At 61.3% G+C, this 16,274-nt stretch carries 13 protein-coding genes; 4 read left to right on the forward strand and 9 right to left on the reverse strand.

Annotated features, from left to right (window positions below; all coding sequences use genetic code 11):
* Nucleotides 1-10 precede the first annotated feature (10 nt).
* Together HAT86_RS05415 and HAT86_RS05420 are read left to right on the forward strand one after the other, a co-directional pair.
* Nucleotides 11-2,962 (forward strand): DNA translocase FtsK, encoded by a 2,952-nt coding sequence (locus HAT86_RS05415; RefSeq protein WP_167194204.1) that lies wholly within the window; start codon nt 11-13, stop codon nt 2,960-2,962.
* A 206-nt stretch (nt 2,963-3,168) separates the two neighbouring features.
* Nucleotides 3,169-3,780, forward strand: coding sequence for a LolA family protein (locus HAT86_RS05420; protein ID WP_167194206.1), 612 nt, complete (start codon nt 3,169-3,171; stop codon nt 3,778-3,780).
* Nucleotides 3,781-3,838: 58 nt separating this feature from the next.
* Here the strand turns inward: HAT86_RS05420 and HAT86_RS05425 are convergent, their stop codons facing one another.
* Nucleotides 3,839-4,444, reverse strand: coding sequence for a transglycosylase SLT domain-containing protein (locus HAT86_RS05425; RefSeq protein ID WP_167194208.1), 606 nt, complete (start codon nt 4,442-4,444; stop codon nt 3,839-3,841).
* Nucleotides 4,445-4,658: 214 nt separating this feature from the next.
* Here HAT86_RS05425 and hspQ point away from each other — a divergent pair, with 214 nt between their 5' ends.
* Nucleotides 4,659-4,985, forward strand: coding sequence for a heat shock protein HspQ (gene hspQ / locus HAT86_RS05430; protein WP_167194341.1), 327 nt, complete (start codon nt 4,659-4,661; stop codon nt 4,983-4,985).
* Nucleotides 4,986-5,013: 28 nt separating this feature from the next.
* Here hspQ and HAT86_RS05435 read toward each other — a convergent pair whose 3' ends face one another.
* The 3 genes from HAT86_RS05435 to HAT86_RS05445 form a co-directional block, all read right to left on the reverse strand.
* Entirely contained in the window at nt 5,014-6,591 is a 1,578-nt protein-coding gene (locus HAT86_RS05435) for a gamma-glutamyltransferase family protein (protein WP_167194210.1), read from the reverse strand.
* Nucleotides 6,592-6,801: 210 nt separating this feature from the next.
* On the reverse strand, nt 6,802-7,329 hold the full coding sequence (locus tag HAT86_RS05440) for an ATP-binding protein (RefSeq protein ID WP_231125823.1): 528 nt from the start codon (nt 7,327-7,329) through the stop codon (nt 6,802-6,804).
* On the reverse strand, nt 7,295-7,633 hold the full coding sequence (locus HAT86_RS05445; protein WP_167194212.1) for an STAS domain-containing protein: 339 nt from the start codon (nt 7,631-7,633) through the stop codon (nt 7,295-7,297). The genes HAT86_RS05440 and HAT86_RS05445 overlap by 35 nt, the downstream gene beginning before the upstream one ends.
* Nucleotides 7,634-7,726: 93 nt before the next feature.
* Between HAT86_RS05445 and HAT86_RS05450 the strand changes: the two genes are divergently transcribed.
* Nucleotides 7,727-8,899, forward strand: a complete 1,173-nt coding sequence (locus tag HAT86_RS05450) for an acetyl-CoA C-acyltransferase (protein WP_167194214.1) — start codon at nt 7,727-7,729, stop codon at nt 8,897-8,899.
* A 54-nt stretch (nt 8,900-8,953) separates the two neighbouring features.
* On the opposite strand, the gene HAT86_RS05455 is transcribed toward HAT86_RS05450, so the two are convergent.
* From HAT86_RS05455 to HAT86_RS05475, 5 genes are all read right to left on the reverse strand, one after another.
* A complete protein-coding gene (locus tag HAT86_RS05455; RefSeq protein WP_167194216.1) occupies nt 8,954-11,401 on the reverse strand; it encodes a GcvT family protein in 2,448 nt (815 codons plus the stop codon).
* Nucleotides 11,402-11,516: 115 nt separating this feature from the next.
* Nucleotides 11,517-12,416 (reverse strand): homocysteine S-methyltransferase family protein, encoded by a 900-nt coding sequence (locus HAT86_RS05460; protein ID WP_167194218.1) that lies wholly within the window; start codon nt 12,414-12,416, stop codon nt 11,517-11,519.
* Nucleotides 12,413-14,875 carry a GcvT family protein gene (locus tag HAT86_RS05465; RefSeq protein WP_167194221.1) on the reverse strand — a complete coding sequence of 821 codons (2,463 nt, stop codon included), beginning with the start codon at nt 14,873-14,875 and terminating at the stop codon, nt 12,413-12,415. Before HAT86_RS05465 ends, HAT86_RS05460 begins: the two co-directional genes overlap by 4 nt.
* Before the next feature lie 134 nt (nt 14,876-15,009).
* Nucleotides 15,010-15,636 carry a LysE family translocator gene (locus HAT86_RS05470; RefSeq protein WP_167194223.1) on the reverse strand — a complete coding sequence of 209 codons (627 nt, stop codon included), beginning with the start codon at nt 15,634-15,636 and terminating at the stop codon, nt 15,010-15,012.
* 10 nt (nt 15,637-15,646) lie between these two features.
* Nucleotides 15,647-16,219 (reverse strand): helix-turn-helix domain-containing protein, encoded by a 573-nt coding sequence (locus tag HAT86_RS05475; RefSeq protein ID WP_167194225.1) that lies wholly within the window; start codon nt 16,217-16,219, stop codon nt 15,647-15,649.
* Between the last annotated feature and the right edge of the window lie 55 nt (nt 16,220-16,274).

Here is a 16,274-nt window from a genome sequence, read left to right on the forward strand (position 1 = left end):
GAGGGACAAGATGGCATATCAGACACGCGGGCGCGATCCGTTGCTTGACAGCACCATGGCCGAGGCGATCGAAAAGCGCGGCAAGGAGTTGCTGGGCCTTGCCCTGTTGCTGCTGGGTGCGATGGCGGCGGCGATGATTGCCTCGTATCACCCCGACGATCCAAGCTGGATGTCGGCCACGGATGCGCCGGTACAAAACTGGATGGGGCGTTTGGGTGCCTCGATTGCGTCGCCTTTGTTCATGATCGTTGGGTGGGGCGCGTGGGGCCTTGCGATTGTTCTGGGCTCGTGGGGCCTGAGGCTGGCGCTGCATCGCGGAGAGGACCGCGCCGTGGGTCGCTTGATCTTTGCGCCGATCTGGGTGGCGCTTTTGTCGCTCTATGCATCGTCGCTGACGCCGGGTGAGACATGGGCTGCAACCCATAGTTTCGGTCTGGGCGGGCTTTTTGGTGATACCGTGCTGGGCACGCTGTTGGGCATTTTGCCGATGGGGGCCAGTTTTGGGCTGAAGCTGTTGTCGATTGTTCTGGGGCTTGGCGTCTTCGCGCTCGGGGCGTTTGTGTTGGGCTTTACCCGGTTTGAATTGCTGCGGACGGGGCGGTTCTTGCTGGTCGGTCTGATCATGACTTATGCTTGGATCATGGCCTTGATGGGCCGTGGGGCCAAGGGGGCGGTCGGTGCCGCGCATGTTATGCAGGCCAAGGTTTCTGAGACCCGCGCACGCCGCGCGGCAGACAGGGCCGAGGCCGAAGAGTTGATCCGCGCCGAGGCCGCGGTGCCGGCGCAGCCGGTGGTGCAGCGCAGCGCGGCGATGGCCGAACCGCAGGTCAGTGCGACGGCGCATGTGGCCAGCGCCGCGCCGGAGCAGGCCGAGAAGCCGGGTGCCTTACGTATGATCATGCCCTCACTGATGCGCCGCCCCGAGCCTGAGCCCGAGCCGGAACTTGTGGAAAGCTACGGCCCCGAGGGCGATGTGGAAGCGCCGGGCGATGACCGTATTCGCGCCAAGATTACTGAAGTGATCAAGAATCGCGTGCGCCAGAACCCCGCAATCCGGGTGGAGTCCGTCGCGCCGTTGACCAAGGGGCGCGGGCGGGGGCCCGACCCGCTGATCCTGAACACCAGCCCGCCGCGCGCCGCAGATTTACCGGCCGAGCCGCCACTGACGGCCGTGCAGGCCGCGGTTATGCCGCAAGAACCGCCCCTGACCGCGGCAGAGCCATCCCAGCCGATGCGGCCCGAAGCACAGCCGGTTCACGCCTATCAGCCGCAGCCCGAGCAGCCGGAAATGCAGGTGCCGCCGCAGCCTGCCCCGGCACAGCCGCGCATTCCTGTGGCCGAGCCGAAAAAGGTGGTCCAGCACACGCCGCGCAAGGCATCACAGCCGTCGTCACGGGCCATGGCCGAAGCGCAGCCCGCCCTGCAATTCGAAGACAGCATGCAGACTGAATATGAATTGCCGCCGCTTAGCTTGTTGAACAATCCAGCCAACATCGTGCGCCATCATCTGAGCGATGATGCGCTGGAGGAAAACGCCCGGATGTTGGAAAACGTGTTGGACGATTACGGGGTCAAAGGCGAGATCGTCAGCGTGCGCCCCGGCCCGGTTGTCACCATGTACGAGCTTGAGCCCGCGCCGGGCCTCAAGGCCAGCCGGGTGATCGGTTTGGCGGATGATATCGCTCGCTCGATGAGTGCGTTGTCGGCGCGTGTCAGCACCGTGCCCGGACGCAGTGTGATCGGGATCGAACTGCCCAATGACAACCGAGAAATGGTCAGCTTCCGCGAGATCCTGTCCAGCCGTGATTACGGTGACGGCAACCAGAAATTGCCGTTGGCCTTGGGTAAGGATATCGGCGGTGATCCGGTGGTGCAAAACCTTGCCAAGATGCCGCATTTGCTGATCGCGGGGACGACAGGCTCGGGCAAGTCGGTGGCGATCAACACCATGATCCTGAGCTTGCTGTACAAGCTGACCCCGGACGAATGCCGCTTGATCATGATCGACCCCAAGATGCTGGAACTGTCGGTTTATGACGGCATTCCGCACTTGTTGTCGCCGGTTGTGACCGACCCGAAAAAGGCGGTTGTGGCCCTGAAATGGGTCGTGGCCGAGATGGAAGAACGCTATCGCAAGATGTCCAAGATGGGCGTGCGCAATATCGACGGATATAATGGCCGGGTCGCAGATGCGCTGAGCAAGGGCGAGATGTTCAGCCGAACGGTGCAGACCGGGTTTGACGATGAAACCGGCGAACCTGTCTTTGAGACCGAGGAATTCGCGCCCGAGAAGATGCCCTATATCGTGGTGATCGTTGATGAGATGGCCGACCTGATGATGGTGGCGGGCAAAGAGATTGAGGCCTGCATTCAGCGTCTGGCACAGATGGCACGGGCCAGCGGCATTCACCTTATCATGGCCACGCAGCGCCCGTCGGTGGATGTGATCACCGGCACGATCAAGGCCAACTTCCCCACCCGGATCAGTTTTCAGGTGACCTCCAAAATCGATAGCCGCACCATTCTGGGCGAGATGGGGGCCGAGCAACTGCTGGGTATGGGCGACATGCTTTATATGGCCGGGGGCGGCAAGATTACCCGCTGTCACGGGCCATTTGTCAGCGATGAGGAGGTTGAAGAGGTGGTTAACAACCTCAAGGCCTATGGCCCGCCCGATTACGTGGGCGGGGTGCAGGATGGCCCGGATGATGACAAAGCCAACAACATCGACGCTGTTCTGGGCTTGTCCACAGGGGGCAATACCGATGGGGAGGACGCCCTGTATGATCAGGCCGTGGCCATTGTGATCAAGGATCGCAAATGCAGCACCTCCTACATTCAGCGCAAGCTGGCGATCGGCTATAACAAGGCCGCGCGACTGGTGGAGCAGATGGAAGACGAAGGCGTTGTCAGCGCGGCCAATCACGTGGGCAAACGCGAAATTCTGGTGCCTGAGCAATAGGCGCGGCGATACCTGCGCTGGTCTTGGCTGCTGCCAAGGGAGCGGGGGCCATCTTCGCGGATGGCGATATCTGGCTGATCTTGATGTCGGGGCTTGATCCGGACAGGTGCCGCCCTGATATCTGGTTGAACCGCGCTTGTTATTGCATATCAGGTCAGGTCCGCGTCACGGTTGTGACGACCTGATCCTGAAAGGAGCCCGACGGTATGAAACTTTTCCCTTTGATGATTGCGGCGGTGGCCTGCGTGGTCACTGCCTTGCCTGCGGCGGCTGACAAGTTGTCGCTGAGCCAGATATCATCCTACTTTAACGGGTTCCGCACCGCACAGGGCGAATTCACCCAGATCAATGATGACGGCACGATCAGCACAGGGCGGCTTTTCATCAAGCGCCCGGGGCGCGTGCGGTTTGAATATGATCCGCCTGAGGGAACCCTTGTTGTGGCCGATGGCGATACGGTGGGCATCGTGGACCCGAAATCGAACACCGGCCCCGAAGGCTATCCGCTGCACCGCACGCCGCTGAAAATCATTCTGGCCAACAAGGTCGATTTGAGCCGCGAGCGCATGGTCACTGGCCATGCCAGCGATGGCAAGACGACCACGATTCGCGCCCACGATCCTAAGAACCCGGAATACGGCAGTATCGAACTGGTCTTTACCGACGATCCGGTCGAGTTGCGTCAATGGGTGATCAACGATGATGGCGGCAGCCAGACAACGGTGGTTCTGGGGGATTTGAAAACTGGTATGCGACTGGCCAATGATCGGTTTGTCATTCCAGGAATCGGCACCGGCCCCAAGCATAACGATCGCTGACCGGCGACACGTCCTGGAAGGATGCGGGCGGGCTTGTTAAATGGCCCGCCCGTCTGCGTTAAAATAGTCCGAAGCCGCGCCCGTTGCAGGATTGTAGTTGGGCTTGATACATGCGGGCACGTTCGTCCACTTTGGCGGATACCCGCAACAGCCAGGGCTTGCCGTTGTAGCTGCCGCGCGAAAACCCGGTGCGGCCTTCGTGATAGGCCAGATACTGATTGCGCGTGTCACTCAGCGAAATGCCAAGCCGCTCGTTCGATTTGGCCATGTACCACCCCATGAAATCGGTGGCATCGCGGATATCGTTGCGGCGTGCAGCAAAGCGGCGGGTTTCCTGTTTGTATTCATCCCACGTTCCATCGAGGGCCTGACTATAGCCATAGGCCGAGCTTTGCCGGCCCATCGGGATCACGCCCAAGACATAGCGAAACGGCGTTCGGGCATCACCAATGAAACTGCTTTCTTGATGGATTGTGGCCATCTGCACATGCACCGGCACGCCCCACCGGCGTTCCGTGGCGTTGAAGGCCCGTTTGTAATGTGGCCGCTCGGCCAAGATGGCGCAGGCATTATCCAGATTGCTGGGGGGCGGGCCGCTGCGCCCGCCGACGCCACAAGATGCGACCAGCAACAGAATCATGATTGCGCGAAGGGGTCTGCTCATCTGCCTCTCGCTTTCTTTTATTTGTTTTTGTGCAAGTCTAACCCAAATGACCGCGCGGGGGAATCCACAATTGCACGATTTGCGCGATGGGCACGCAGCCGGATTGCGTGACTGTTGTGACAAGGTTCACAGACTGTTTCTTTGGTTTTTGGTCCCAGTGTTGGACAAACAGCCCTTGAAACCATTAAGCTGCGCGGATAGGGGCTGCATCATGATGTTGAAGACACGTGCGAAGTATCATTTGGGACAGATCGTCCGGCACCGCAAACATCCGTTTCGCGGCGTCGTATTTGATGTTGATCCGGAATTCTCGAATACAGAAGAATGGTACCATTCGATTCCCGAAGATAGCCGTCCGGCGCGCGAACAGCCCTACTATCATCTTCTGGCCGAAAACGACCAAAGCTACTACGTGGCTTATGTGTCGGAGCAAAACCTTGTTGCAGACTACTCCGGCGAGCCTGTGGACCACCCGGATATTCCCGATCTGTTCGGCCCGTTCGAAGATGGCCATTACCCGCTGCATTTCCAACTGAACTGATAACGCGGCGGGCTGACAGCCTTGGCCGTCAGTAACCGAGCGCACAGCCGTCTTTACGCGGATCGCTTGCCCCCTCCAATACGCCGTCCGGCCGTATCAGGATGGCCTGAGCACCGCCGATTGGCTGGTCTGGAATGGTAATGGTGTGGCCCATATCCGCCAGATCGGCGCGCACAGTTTCGCAATAGCCACGTTCGATTTTCAGCGCTCCCGCGTCCGCAAAGGCGCGGGGCGCGTCGATGGCCGTTTGCGGGTCCATCCCGAAATCGCGCATATTTGAGACAAACCGCGCGTGCCCGTTGGGCTGATAGGCGCCGCCCATAACGCCGAAGGGCATGATGACCCGTCCGTTTTCACGCAACATTCCGGGGATGATCGTGTGCATTGGCCGTTTGCCCCCCGCCATTTCGTTGGGGTGGCCCGGTGTCAGGCTGAATCCAGCGCCACGGTTTTGTAGCAGGATGCCGAATTTTTCTGACGCGATGCCTGACCCAAAGCCATGGAAAATTGAATAGATCAGCGACACGGCCATGCGGTCGCGGTCGACCACGGTGATATAGACGGTATCGCGATGGACGGCCTCGGCCACTGGGGCCGGGTCGGGCATGGCGTTTTGCGGGTCGATCAGCGCGGCCAGTTTCGCGGCGGTTTCCGGTGCCAGCATATGATCCAGACGCGCGGTGTGATCGGGATCGGCCAGCAGCCGGTTGCGCGTGTCGTAGGCCAGTTTTGCTGCCTCGGCCTCTATATGGGCGCGTTGGCTGCCATCCGGGTCCATCCGGGCGATATCGAAATGCGACAGGATGTTGAGCATCAGGATGGCGGTGGCCCCCTGCCCGTTGGGCGGGTGTTCCACCAGATCGACACCCTGATAGGTGCCCGAAATCGGCGTGGTGTCATCACTGCTGGCGGCGGCAAAGTCATCGCCGGTGTGAACGCCGCCAAGCGTGGTCAGTGCGGCCAGAATATCATCGGCCACCTCGCCTGTGTAAAAGGCATCGCGCCCGTCGCGGGCGATGCGGCGCAGCACCTCGGCCTGACCGGGCGAGCGGAAGATTTCCCCAGTGGTCAGCGGCTTGCCGTTGTTTGAGTAATGCTCAACAGCGTGACCCTGCAAGGTTTTCCCGGCTGTTGGCCAATCCAACGCGACGCGCGGGGCCACGGGAACGCCGGTTTCGGCATAGTGGATGGCCGGGGCCAGCAAAGCATCCAGACCCAGTTTGCCGTGATCGGCGCTGAGGCGGCAAAACGCGTCTATGGCGCAGGGAATGGTCACCGCGTCGGGCGTGTTCAGCGGCACGGTGCTGTGCCCGCGCGCGCGCAGATCAGCGGCGCTGGCCGCCGCCGGGGCGCGCCCCGACCCGTTGAGCGCCTGAATGTCATCGCTACCCGGAGGGGTGAACAGGACGAAACAATCCCCGCCGATTCCGGTCATTTGCGGTTCGCAAATGCCAAGAAGGACCGCGCCTGCGATGGCGGCATCCATCGCATTCCCGCCACGTTCGAGAATGTCGATTGCGGTTTTTGCGGCCAAGGGGTGCGACGTGGCACACATGCCGTTTGTCGCAAAGGTTGCAGAACGTCCGGGATGGTGAAAATCGCGCATTGTACCCTCAGGCTGATTTCATTGCGCACAGCCTAGAAGCACAAAGGTGATTTGCCAATGAGGCAGGGTCAAAACCTCGGCGCTGCGCACTGGTTGGGGGCTGTTGAACGCAACGCCGAGGGAAGCTTTTTGCAGCTACACCTTTGTTATGACGCTGTATTCAGGCGTGATTGGGCACAAATTGGGGCAATATCGTGTTTTCGGTCAGGATCAGCCGGGTTTTGGAGGGGCCGTCAGGTCGAATTCCAGTTGCAGCCGGTTCTCTTGATCGGTGCGCCGGTAATGCAAGGCCGTGGTTAGATCGTGGATCAGGAACCAGCCAAACCCACCCTCGGGCAGGGAAGCGCAGGGCACATCGGTGTTGGGCGCGCGCCCTTCGGGAAGTTTTTGCCCCGGCAGCGGGCACCCCTGATCGCGCAGTATGACGCATAGACGCTCTGGCGTCATGCGCGCCGTCAGTGTGACGGGGCCGGGGGGCTGACCTGCATAGGCATGTTCGGCAATGTTGTTCAGTGTTTCGGCCAATACCAGTTCCACAGTGCTGCGCCAGTCTGCGGCCAAGCCAAGCGTGTCCAATTTAGACAAGGCTTGTCGCAAGACAGGGGGCACATCGGTGGCCGCACCTGAAAAGTGCAGGGTAAAGCCGGGAAAGGGGCGGGACGTGGCCACGGTTTGCGGTGGGTCCATACGGCGCGCGCGCCGCTTAGCCAGCGGCACGGGACGCCAGATCAGAGACATGAGCGTAAATCCTGAAGACCGAATCCATGCGTGTCAGGCGAAACACCTTGGCGACATCGGGTGTCAGCCCGGCAAGATCAATTTTTTTGCCGCTGGGCAGTTGTTTTTTTGAGGCGACAATCGCGCCTAGCCCGCTGGAATCGACAAAGCTGACATTGGACAGATCAAGCACGATATGATCAGGGCCGGTTTCTGTGGCCTCGCGCATACTGTCCTTGAATTGAATCGCCACCGCGGCATCGATTCGGGGTAGGTTTACGGTGATGATCTTGATGTCGTCGGTTTGGGTTTGTTGCAAAGGCATAGTGCACTCCCGCCATAAGTAGTAATACGGCCAAGGCTAGACCGTATTCCTTACCATTCGGTATTCACGCACAGGAATTCAGGAGGGTGAAGCATGAAAGACGTTGTGATCGCGGGCGCGGCGCGCACCCCTATGGGGGGATTTCAGGGGGATTTCGACGATGTCGATGCATCGGTCTTGGGTGGTGCTGCCATTCGGGCCGCGCTGGCAGGCGCGGGGGCGCAGACCGTGGACGAGGTTTTGATGGGCTGCGTTCTGCCCGCAGGCCAAGGACAAGCCCCGGCGCGGCAGGCCGGATTTGCCGGGGGCTTGGGCGAAGAGGTGCCTGCCACCACTTTGAACAAAATGTGCGGCTCGGGCATGAAGGCGGCGATGATAGCGTTTGACCAGATCGCGTTGGGCCATGCGGATACGATGATTGCCGGTGGCATGGAAAGCATGTCGAACGCGCCATACCTGCTGCCCAAAATGCGGGGTGGGGCGCGGATCGGACATGCTCAGGTGGTTGACCACATGTTTCTGGACGGTCTGGAAGATGCCTATGACAAGGGTCGCCTGATGGGCACCTTTGCCGAGGATTGCGCCGAAAAATATCAGTTCACTCGCGAGGCGCAGGACGATTATGCCATAGGGTCACTTGAAGGGGCATTGGCGGCGCAGAAATCTGGCGCGTTCGACGACGAGATTGCGCCAGTGACGATGTCCACCCGCAAGGGCGAGGTCACGATTTCCGAAGACGAGCAGCCCGCCAAGGCGCGGCCCGACAAGATCCCACAGCTCAAGCCTGCGTTTCGTAAGGATGGCACGGTCACGGCGGCAAACTCCAGCTCGATCAGCGATGGCGCGGCGGCGTTGGTGTTGGCGTCGCGCGAGGCGGCACAAGCGGAAGGGCTAAACATACGTGCTCGTATTGTTGGTCATGCAAGCCATGCTCAGGCACCGGGATGGTTCACCACCGCGCCGGTGCCGGCCGCGCAAAAGCTGCTGGAGCGGATCGGGTGGAGCAAAGACGACGTGGACCTTTGGGAGGTGAACGAGGCCTTTGCCGTGGTTCCGATGGCTTTCATGCACGAAATGGGCCTGCCGCGTGACAAGGTGAACGTCCATGGCGGGGCCTGTGCGCTTGGGCATCCCATTGGCGCCAGTGGCGCGCGGATCATGGTGACGCTGCTGAACGCGCTTGAAACGCGCGGGCTGAAACGGGGCGTCGCGGCGATCTGTATTGGCGGCGGCGAAGGCACGGCGATTGCGATCGAACGGGTCTAAGGTTTGATCCGGCCCGGCGGTAAGGCAAATGCCTGCCGCCGGGCTTGCCGCGTGTCAGGCTTTCATGCGTGTGCTGGTTGGGTCGTAAAGCGGTTTCAGGCTGCACTCGGCCGGCACACGCGTGCCGGCCACATCTATTTCATAGCTGGACGCCAGAACCTGTTGTGCCGTTTCCCCGGCGCAGGGCACATAGCCCATGCCGATGGCCCCGCCCAGATGGTGGCCATAGTTGCCAGACGACAGATACCCAACGATCTGACCGTCGCGCAGCACGGGTTCGTTGTGATAGAGCAGCGGTTCAGGGTCGGTCAGGCGGAATTGCACCATGCGAGTTTGCAGCCCTTCGTCGCGCTTGCGCTGCACCGCATCGCGACCGATGAAATCGGGTTTGGATTTTGACACGGCAAAGCCAAGCCCGGCCTCAAGCACATGATCTTCGCAGGTGATGTCGTGGCCGAAATGTCGGAAGCCCTTTTCGATCCGGCACGAATCCATTGCATGCAGGCCGCAGAGTTTCAGACCGTGATCGGCCCCGGCCTCGATCAGGGTCTCGAACACATGCGCGGCCATATCGGCGCTGACATAGATCTCCCATCCCAGTTCGCCCACGTAAGACACACGATGCGCGCGGGCCAGCCCCATGCCAATCTCGATCTGGTGTGCCATGCCGAACGGATGGGCGGCACTACCGAAATCATTGGGCGAGACCGCGTGCATCAAATCGCGCGCCTTTGGCCCCATCACCGCCAGAACGCCCTCGGAGGTGGTGACATCGGTGATCACCACCATTCGGCCCCGTATGTGTCGACGCAGCCATGTTTCATCCGCCAGCCGGGTGGCGGCGGGGGTGACAACCAGATAGGCGGTTTCCGACAGGCGGGACACGGTGACATCGGCCTCGACCCCGCCGCGCGGGTTAAGGAATTGGGTATAGACGATCTTGCCCGCAGGCACCGACATATCCGCCCCGCAGACATGGTTCAGGAACGCCTCGGCCTCGGGGCCTTCGACGCGCAGCTTGCCAAAAGACGACATGTCATAGAGGCCCACGCCAGTGCGAATTGCGGCATGTTCAGCGGCGGCGTTCGGGAACCAGTTCTGACGCCCCCATGAATAGGCATAGGCGCGGTCTTGGCCGGGATTGGCAAACCAGTTGGCGCGTTCCCATCCGGCCATTTCCCCCATGACGGCGCCGTGATCCAGCAGATGAGTATGCAACGGGCTGCGCCGCACGCCGCGCGCAGTGGCCTTTTGCCGGTAGGGGAAGTGATCGGCGTAAAGCAGGCCCAGAGTTTCGGTGGACCGCTGCGCCAGATAGCTGCGATTGCCCTGAAAGGGCTGCATGCGCGCGATATCCACGTCGCCCAGATCGAAAGGTTTTGCACCGTCCTCCATCCATTGCGCCAGCGCCATGCCCGCGCCGCCCGCCGATTGGATGCCAATGGAATTGAACCCGGCGGCGACCCAGACATTGTCCATCTCGGGGCACTGGCCCAGATGATAGGCGTCATCGGGGGTGAAGGATTCAGGCCCGTTGAAGAAGGTGTGAATCCCCGCCGTGCCCAGCATCGGCATACGGTTAACAGCCCATTCCAGGATCGGCTCAAAATGATCGAAATCCTCGGGCAGTTGATCAAACTCGAAGTCTTCGGGGATGCCCGAAAGCGCCCAGGGTTTCGAGACCGGCTCGAATGCGCCCAGCATCATCTTGCCGGCGTCTTCCTTGTAATAGGCGCATTCGTCGGGCACGCGCAGCACGGGCAGGGGGCCAAGCCCGTCAATCGGTTCGGACACGATGTAGAAATGCTCGCAGGCTTGCAGCGGCACGTTGGTGCCCAGCATTTCGCCCACCTCGCGGCCCCACATGCCAGCGCAGTTCACCACATGCTCAGCCGTGATATGGCCTGATGTGCCATCTTCGGCCTGCCAATCGACGCCGGTAATGCGGCGGCCCTGACGGGCCACGCTGGTGGCGCGGGTGCGTTCGCGGATCACCGCGCCGCGCTGTCGCGCGCCTTTGGCCAGGGCTAGGGCGATGTTGGCCGGATCGCCTTGGCCGTCCTTGTCGAGATAGACCGCACCTGTCACGCCTTGGGTGTTCAGATGGGGGTATTTCGCCTGCACGTCTGTCGGGCTGATTTCCTGAACATCGACGCCGAACGCGCGGGCCATCGCGGCCTGACGGTAAATCTCTTCGCGCCGTTCGTCGGTCAGGGCCACAGTGATCGAGCCGACGCGTTTGAAGCCGGTGGCGACGCCGGTTTCCTGTTCAAGCGTCCCGTAGAGTTCTTGTGAATACTTGGCCAGCTTGGTCATGTTCGCGGTGGCGCGCAGCTGCGCAATCAGCCCCGCGGCATGCCATGTGGTGCCGGAGGTGAGTTGTTTTCGTTCCAGCAGCACGACATCGTGCCAGCCCAGTTTGGTGAGGTGATAAGCGACAGAGCATCCGATGACGCCGCCGCCGATGATGACGACGCGGGCATGCGTGGGTAGGGTGGTCATAAGCGGGCCTTGTGGTGCGAGTGACGGTTGGGATCGAACGCGGATGCGTCCGACCGGCTGGGGGGCGCTGCCCCCCAGACCCCCCGGGATATTTTGAAACAGAAGAAGGCAGGGGTCATGTGATGGTGTGTCCGGCGGCGCGCAGGTGGTGGGCCAGGTCTGCGATGTGATCTGGGCCGACTTCACAGCAGCCGCCGACGATGGTGGCGCCTCGGGCTACCCAGCCCATGGCAAAATCGGCGTAGGCTGTGGGGGACAGATCGGCGCGGGCCGCGAGCGCATCGACGGTGGGGGCGTCTTGCAGGAAGCCTTCGGTGATTGCCGTGAAGCCATTGGCATACGCCCCGAATGGCCGCCCGAAGGGTTTCAGGATGTCAAGCGCGGCGGCCACGGCTTCGGGGCGGGAACAATTGATCAACACGGCCTCGGGCTGGAAGCGATCAAGCAGGGGGGCGATTTGGGCCAAAGCCTCGCCCGAGCGCAGGCGCGTGCCTTTATCGTCCTGCACGGTGAGCGCCAGCCAGATCGGTAGATTTGCGGCGCTGGCCGCGCGTAGCGCGCCTTCGGCCTGATCGACCGACGCCATGGTTTCCAAAAGCAACAGGTCGACACCATTTTCCTTGAGCAATTGCACAGGCTGGGCGTAAAGCTGTTCGGCCTTGTCCGGCGGTGGGCAGATGTCGGGGCGGTAGGATTGCACCAGTGGTCCGAGCGCCCCGGCGACGCGTCCGTATCCGCGGGCATCGCGGGCGGCCTTTGCGGTGGATACGGCCTTGGCCATCAACTTGGCCATTTGGCCCTGAAGCCCGGCGCGTTGCAGGCGGTCTTGCAGAACCGCATAGCTGTTGGTTGTGGCCACGGTTGCCCCGGCCTGAAAATAGGCGTTGTGCACCTGTTGCAGCAGGTCAGGGTGGTCGATCATGGCTTGGGTGGACCACAACGGCGTTGGCGCGTCGCCTGCACGGGTGACCAGTTCCTGGCCGATGGCCCCGTCAAGCAAGGTGATATCTGTCATGCGCGTAATCTTTCATTGTTAGGATCCCACAGCGGGCCATCGGGTTGCACGGTCGCGCGGTGGTGTTGCCCGTAGATTTCGATCTCAAGCACCGTGCCGGGCGTCGCCAGATCAGCCCGGACCATACCAAGGGCGACGGAGGCCCCGATGCGGTAGCCCCATGCGCCAGAAGTGGTTTCGCCGACGATTTGGCCCTCATGCCACAGGTTTGACATATGGGGCGCGTCGGCCTCGCCCGCGTCGACAATCAGCGATACGAAGCGTATGGTCGGGCCTGCCTTTTTCTCGGCCAGAAGGGCCTGTTTGCCGGGGAAGTCCTGTGGTTTCTCAAGGTTTACGAAGCGGTCCAGCCCGGCCTCAAACATGGTGTAGTCGGTGGACAGGTCGCCCTTCCACGCGCGATAGGCCTTTTCGATGCGCAAGGCATTCAGGGCATGCATGCCAAAGGGTTTTAGCCCGTGCTTTTGGCCCGCGTTCCATACGGCGTCGAATACTTGGGCCGTGTCGGTGGTTTTCGTGTGTATCTCCCATCCAAGCTCGCCCGCGAAGGACACCCGGACGAGCAGTGCCTGACAGCCCGCGATCTGTGTGGTCTGATGGGTCAGCCATGGCAGGTGGAGGTCAGCATCGCATATGCCACCAAGCACCGCGCGTGATTTGGGGCCCGCCAGAATTTGCGTTGAATAGTCGGCGGTGCAATCGGCAAGCGCAACGCCTTCGACCCCTTGCAAGGCGTTCGATAGCAGTTCGAAATCATGCCACTGGGCTGCGGCGGCGGTGATCAGGGTCATCTGATCTTCGCTGTGCCGGATCACCGACATTTCTGTCAGAAGCCGACCACGCGGATCAGCGAAATAGATCAGTCCGATGCGGCCGACCCGTGGAACCGCGCCGGTGATTTGGCCTGTCAGCCAGTCGGCGGCGTTTGGCCCTTCGAGCGTGAAACGTGAAAACCCCGGCAGATCGAGAATGCCGCAGGCGTCGCGCACGGCCTCGCATTCTTGGCGAATGCGGGCCTGCCACGGGCCGGTGCGCGCCCATGTCTGAGTGGCCTGTTCCGAGGTGTCATCGCCGGGGTGGGCAAACCAGTTGGCCCGTTCCCAGCCGTTATAGGCCCCCATGACGCCGCCCATGTCCTTGATCCGGTCATGCACGGGGCTGAGTTTCTTGCCACGTCCGGCAGGCCATTCATGCCATGGGAAATGCATGGCGTATTCATGGCCATAAACTTCCATGCCCTTGGCGATGCAATAATCGCGGTCGGTGTAATCGGTGTAGCGGCGCGGGTCGGTTGCCCACATATCCCACTCCGGCGCGCCTTGAGTTAGCCATTCGGCAAGCACTTTGCCCGCGCCGCCGCCTTGCGCGATCCCGAAGGTAAACACGCAAGCCTCAAACGCGTTGGGCACGCCGGGTATGGGGCCCAGCAGGGGCATTCCGTCGGGGGCATAGGGGATCGGGCCGTTGATCACCTTGTTGATCCCGGCGCTGCCCAAGAGCGGCACACGGGCCATCGCATCTTCGACATGCCAGTCCAGCCTGTCCAGATCGTCTGGATACAGCTGAAAGCTGAAATCATCGGGCATCGGGTCGTCGGGCTGCACCCAATGGGCGCGACAATTGCGTTCATAGGGACCAAGGTTGAGCCCGTGTTTTTCCTGCCGCAGGTAATACGAGCTGTCGACATCGCGCAGCAGTGGCAGCTTGTGCCCTGTGTCTTTGGTCCAGGCTTCGATCTCGGGGATTTCGTCGGTTAAAAGATATTGGTGGCTCATCACCATCATCGGCACGGTGCGCCCGCCGAAGGGTTTGAACCATTCGCCCACGCGTTGGGCATAATAGCCCGCGGCATTGACCACGTAATCGCAGCGGATGTCGCCCTTGTCGGTGTGACCGATCCATTCGCCGTCCTGGCGGTCGACCCCTGTAGCAGGGCAGAACCGCAGGATGGTTGCGCCCATATCGCGGGCCCCCTTGGCCAGCGCCTGCGTAACTTGCGAAGGGTCGATATCGCCATCGTTGGGATCGTAAAGACCGCCCTGCAAATCATGGGTTTCGACAAATGGATAGCGGGCCTTGATGTCGTCGAGAGACAGGATTTCAAGATCCATACCCTGATGACGGCCCATGCTGCAGGCGCGTTCAAATTCCTGCATCCGCTCGCGCGAATGGGCCAGCCGGATCGAGCCTGTCTGGTGGTAGTTCATCGGGTAATCAACCTCGGCACCGAGGCGGGCATACAGCTCGGTCGAGTAGCGCTGCATGTTCATCACCGCCCACGAGGTCGAAAACGTGGGCACGTTGCCGGCGGCGTGCCATGTCGACCCGGCGGTCAGCTCGTTTTTTTCCAGCAGGACGCAATCGCGCCACCCGGCCTTGGCCAGATGATAGAGACAAGAGGCCCCGACAGCGCCCCCTCCGATGATGACCACGCGAGCGGTGGATGGAAATTTGGCCATGATGCCCTCCGTCAATGGTTGTGTCGCGGTGTGGTCGGAGTGCCGTGGTCGGTCATCCGCCATGGGCTGAAGATGGTTTGTCTGGGGGTGTTCAGGCCGGTGCAGGCCGACGCCGATAACTGGCCGCGCATGTGTCAGGCCTTTCCTGTCGGGGTGGCGGTTGTGCCAAGGATCAAACCGTAGACGATAAAACAGGCGGCCATGGCGCGGCGCAGCCAAATGTTGAACACAGCGCCAAGTGCTGCGCGCCCCAGCCCTGCGCCAAGGGCGGTAAACCCTGTGTAGCTGAGCGCGGTAATCGTCAGCGCGGTTGGAAAGATAACCCACATCTGGGTCCAGATCGGCACGTCGGGTTGAACGAATTGGCTGAAGGCCGCCAGATAGCCTGCGACGCTTTTGGGGTTGATCGTGGCAATTGCAAAAGCGCGCCAATAGATCGAGCCGGGCAGGCCGGGCTTGTCGGCCCGAACGGGCCGCCGCGCCATGATCCATCCGCGCAGGCCCAGCCAGATCAGAACGCCCGCCCCGATCAGTTTTGCAGCAGTAAATGCCATCGGCGAGGCTGCGATCAGTGCGGTAATCCCCGCCGCGGATAAGGTCAGGAACAAGGTGGCTTGGGTCAGGATCGCCGCAACGCCCCATAGTCCACTCCGGAATCCGTGGGTCATGCCGGTGCGGATGCAGTTGAGATGATTTGGCCCCGGTGTGGTGACGAACACCACCCAGAACAGTGCGAATATGATCCATGCGTCCCAGCTCATGGTGCTTTCCTTAATACACTGGCGGGGCGATCACCCAGATCGCCACGGCGGGCTGATCATAGGGGTTGATCCATTCGAAGGGTTCGGACCGGATGCGGAAACTGTCGCCGGGATGCAGGGTGAACGTGTGGCCATCAATGATCAGGTCAAGCTTGCCCGCGATAAGATAGCCCACTTCCTGCGTCGGGCGGGTGACGACCTCACCGATCCGACTGTGGGCTTCAAACGTGCAATGGACCATTTCAAAGTCATCGGTCAGATCGGGCGACAGGAGCTCTTCAATCAGGCCCGCCGCGCCCGAGCCGATCTTTCGCCGTGCGCCGTGCCGCACGACACGCCCGACTTCGGTGGCCGGGCCACTGGCTTGGCCGAACAAAAGCGAGACATGCACGTCCAGCACGGCGGCCATATGGCGCAAATCGGTGATTGACGGCTCAGACAGATCACGCTCGACCTGACTGAGCCAACCGACAGACCGATCAAGCTGCGCGGCCATGTCATGCAGGGTCAGCCCGCGTGACTTGCGCAAGGCGCGCAGGTCGGCCCCAAGCGTGTGCGGGCGGGCGATGTCCGACTGTTGCATGACATGGGTTCCGTGAAATTTGGATCAATAATTTCATGCTGGGGCGATTCCGTGA

This window comes from Roseovarius gahaiensis, assembly GCF_011601345.1.
Lineage (GTDB): Bacteria > Pseudomonadota > Alphaproteobacteria > Rhodobacterales > Rhodobacteraceae > Roseovarius > Roseovarius gahaiensis.

What these genes read in the sequence shown, in the direction of transcription:
- HAT86_RS05415 (WP_167194204.1), top strand. Translation starts at nt 11, where the DNA reads ATGGCATATCAGACACGCGGGCGCGATCCGTTGCTTGACAGCACCATG.
- HAT86_RS05420 (WP_167194206.1), top strand. Translation starts at nt 3,169, where the DNA reads ATGAAACTTTTCCCTTTGATGATTGCGGCGGTGGCCTGCGTGGTCACT.
- HAT86_RS05425 (WP_167194208.1), bottom strand. Translation starts at nt 4,444, where the DNA reads ATGAGCAGACCCCTTCGCGCAATCATGATTCTGTTGCTGGTCGCATCT.
- hspQ (WP_167194341.1), top strand. Translation starts at nt 4,659, where the DNA reads ATGTTGAAGACACGTGCGAAGTATCATTTGGGACAGATCGTCCGGCAC.
- HAT86_RS05435 (WP_167194210.1), bottom strand. Translation starts at nt 6,591, where the DNA reads ATGCGCGATTTTCACCATCCCGGACGTTCTGCAACCTTTGCGACAAAC.
- HAT86_RS05440 (WP_231125823.1), bottom strand. Translation starts at nt 7,329, where the DNA reads ATGTCTCTGATCTGGCGTCCCGTGCCGCTGGCTAAGCGGCGCGCGCGC.
- HAT86_RS05445 (WP_167194212.1), bottom strand. Translation starts at nt 7,633, where the DNA reads ATGCCTTTGCAACAAACCCAAACCGACGACATCAAGATCATCACCGTA.
- HAT86_RS05450 (WP_167194214.1), top strand. Translation starts at nt 7,727, where the DNA reads ATGAAAGACGTTGTGATCGCGGGCGCGGCGCGCACCCCTATGGGGGGA.
- HAT86_RS05455 (WP_167194216.1), bottom strand. Translation starts at nt 11,401, where the DNA reads ATGACCACCCTACCCACGCATGCCCGCGTCGTCATCATCGGCGGCGGC.
- HAT86_RS05460 (WP_167194218.1), bottom strand. Translation starts at nt 12,416, where the DNA reads ATGACAGATATCACCTTGCTTGACGGGGCCATCGGCCAGGAACTGGTC.
- HAT86_RS05465 (WP_167194221.1), bottom strand. Translation starts at nt 14,875, where the DNA reads ATGGCCAAATTTCCATCCACCGCTCGCGTGGTCATCATCGGAGGGGGC.
- HAT86_RS05470 (WP_167194223.1), bottom strand. Translation starts at nt 15,636, where the DNA reads ATGAGCTGGGACGCATGGATCATATTCGCACTGTTCTGGGTGGTGTTC.
- HAT86_RS05475 (WP_167194225.1), bottom strand. Translation starts at nt 16,219, where the DNA reads ATGCAACAGTCGGACATCGCCCGCCCGCACACGCTTGGGGCCGACCTG.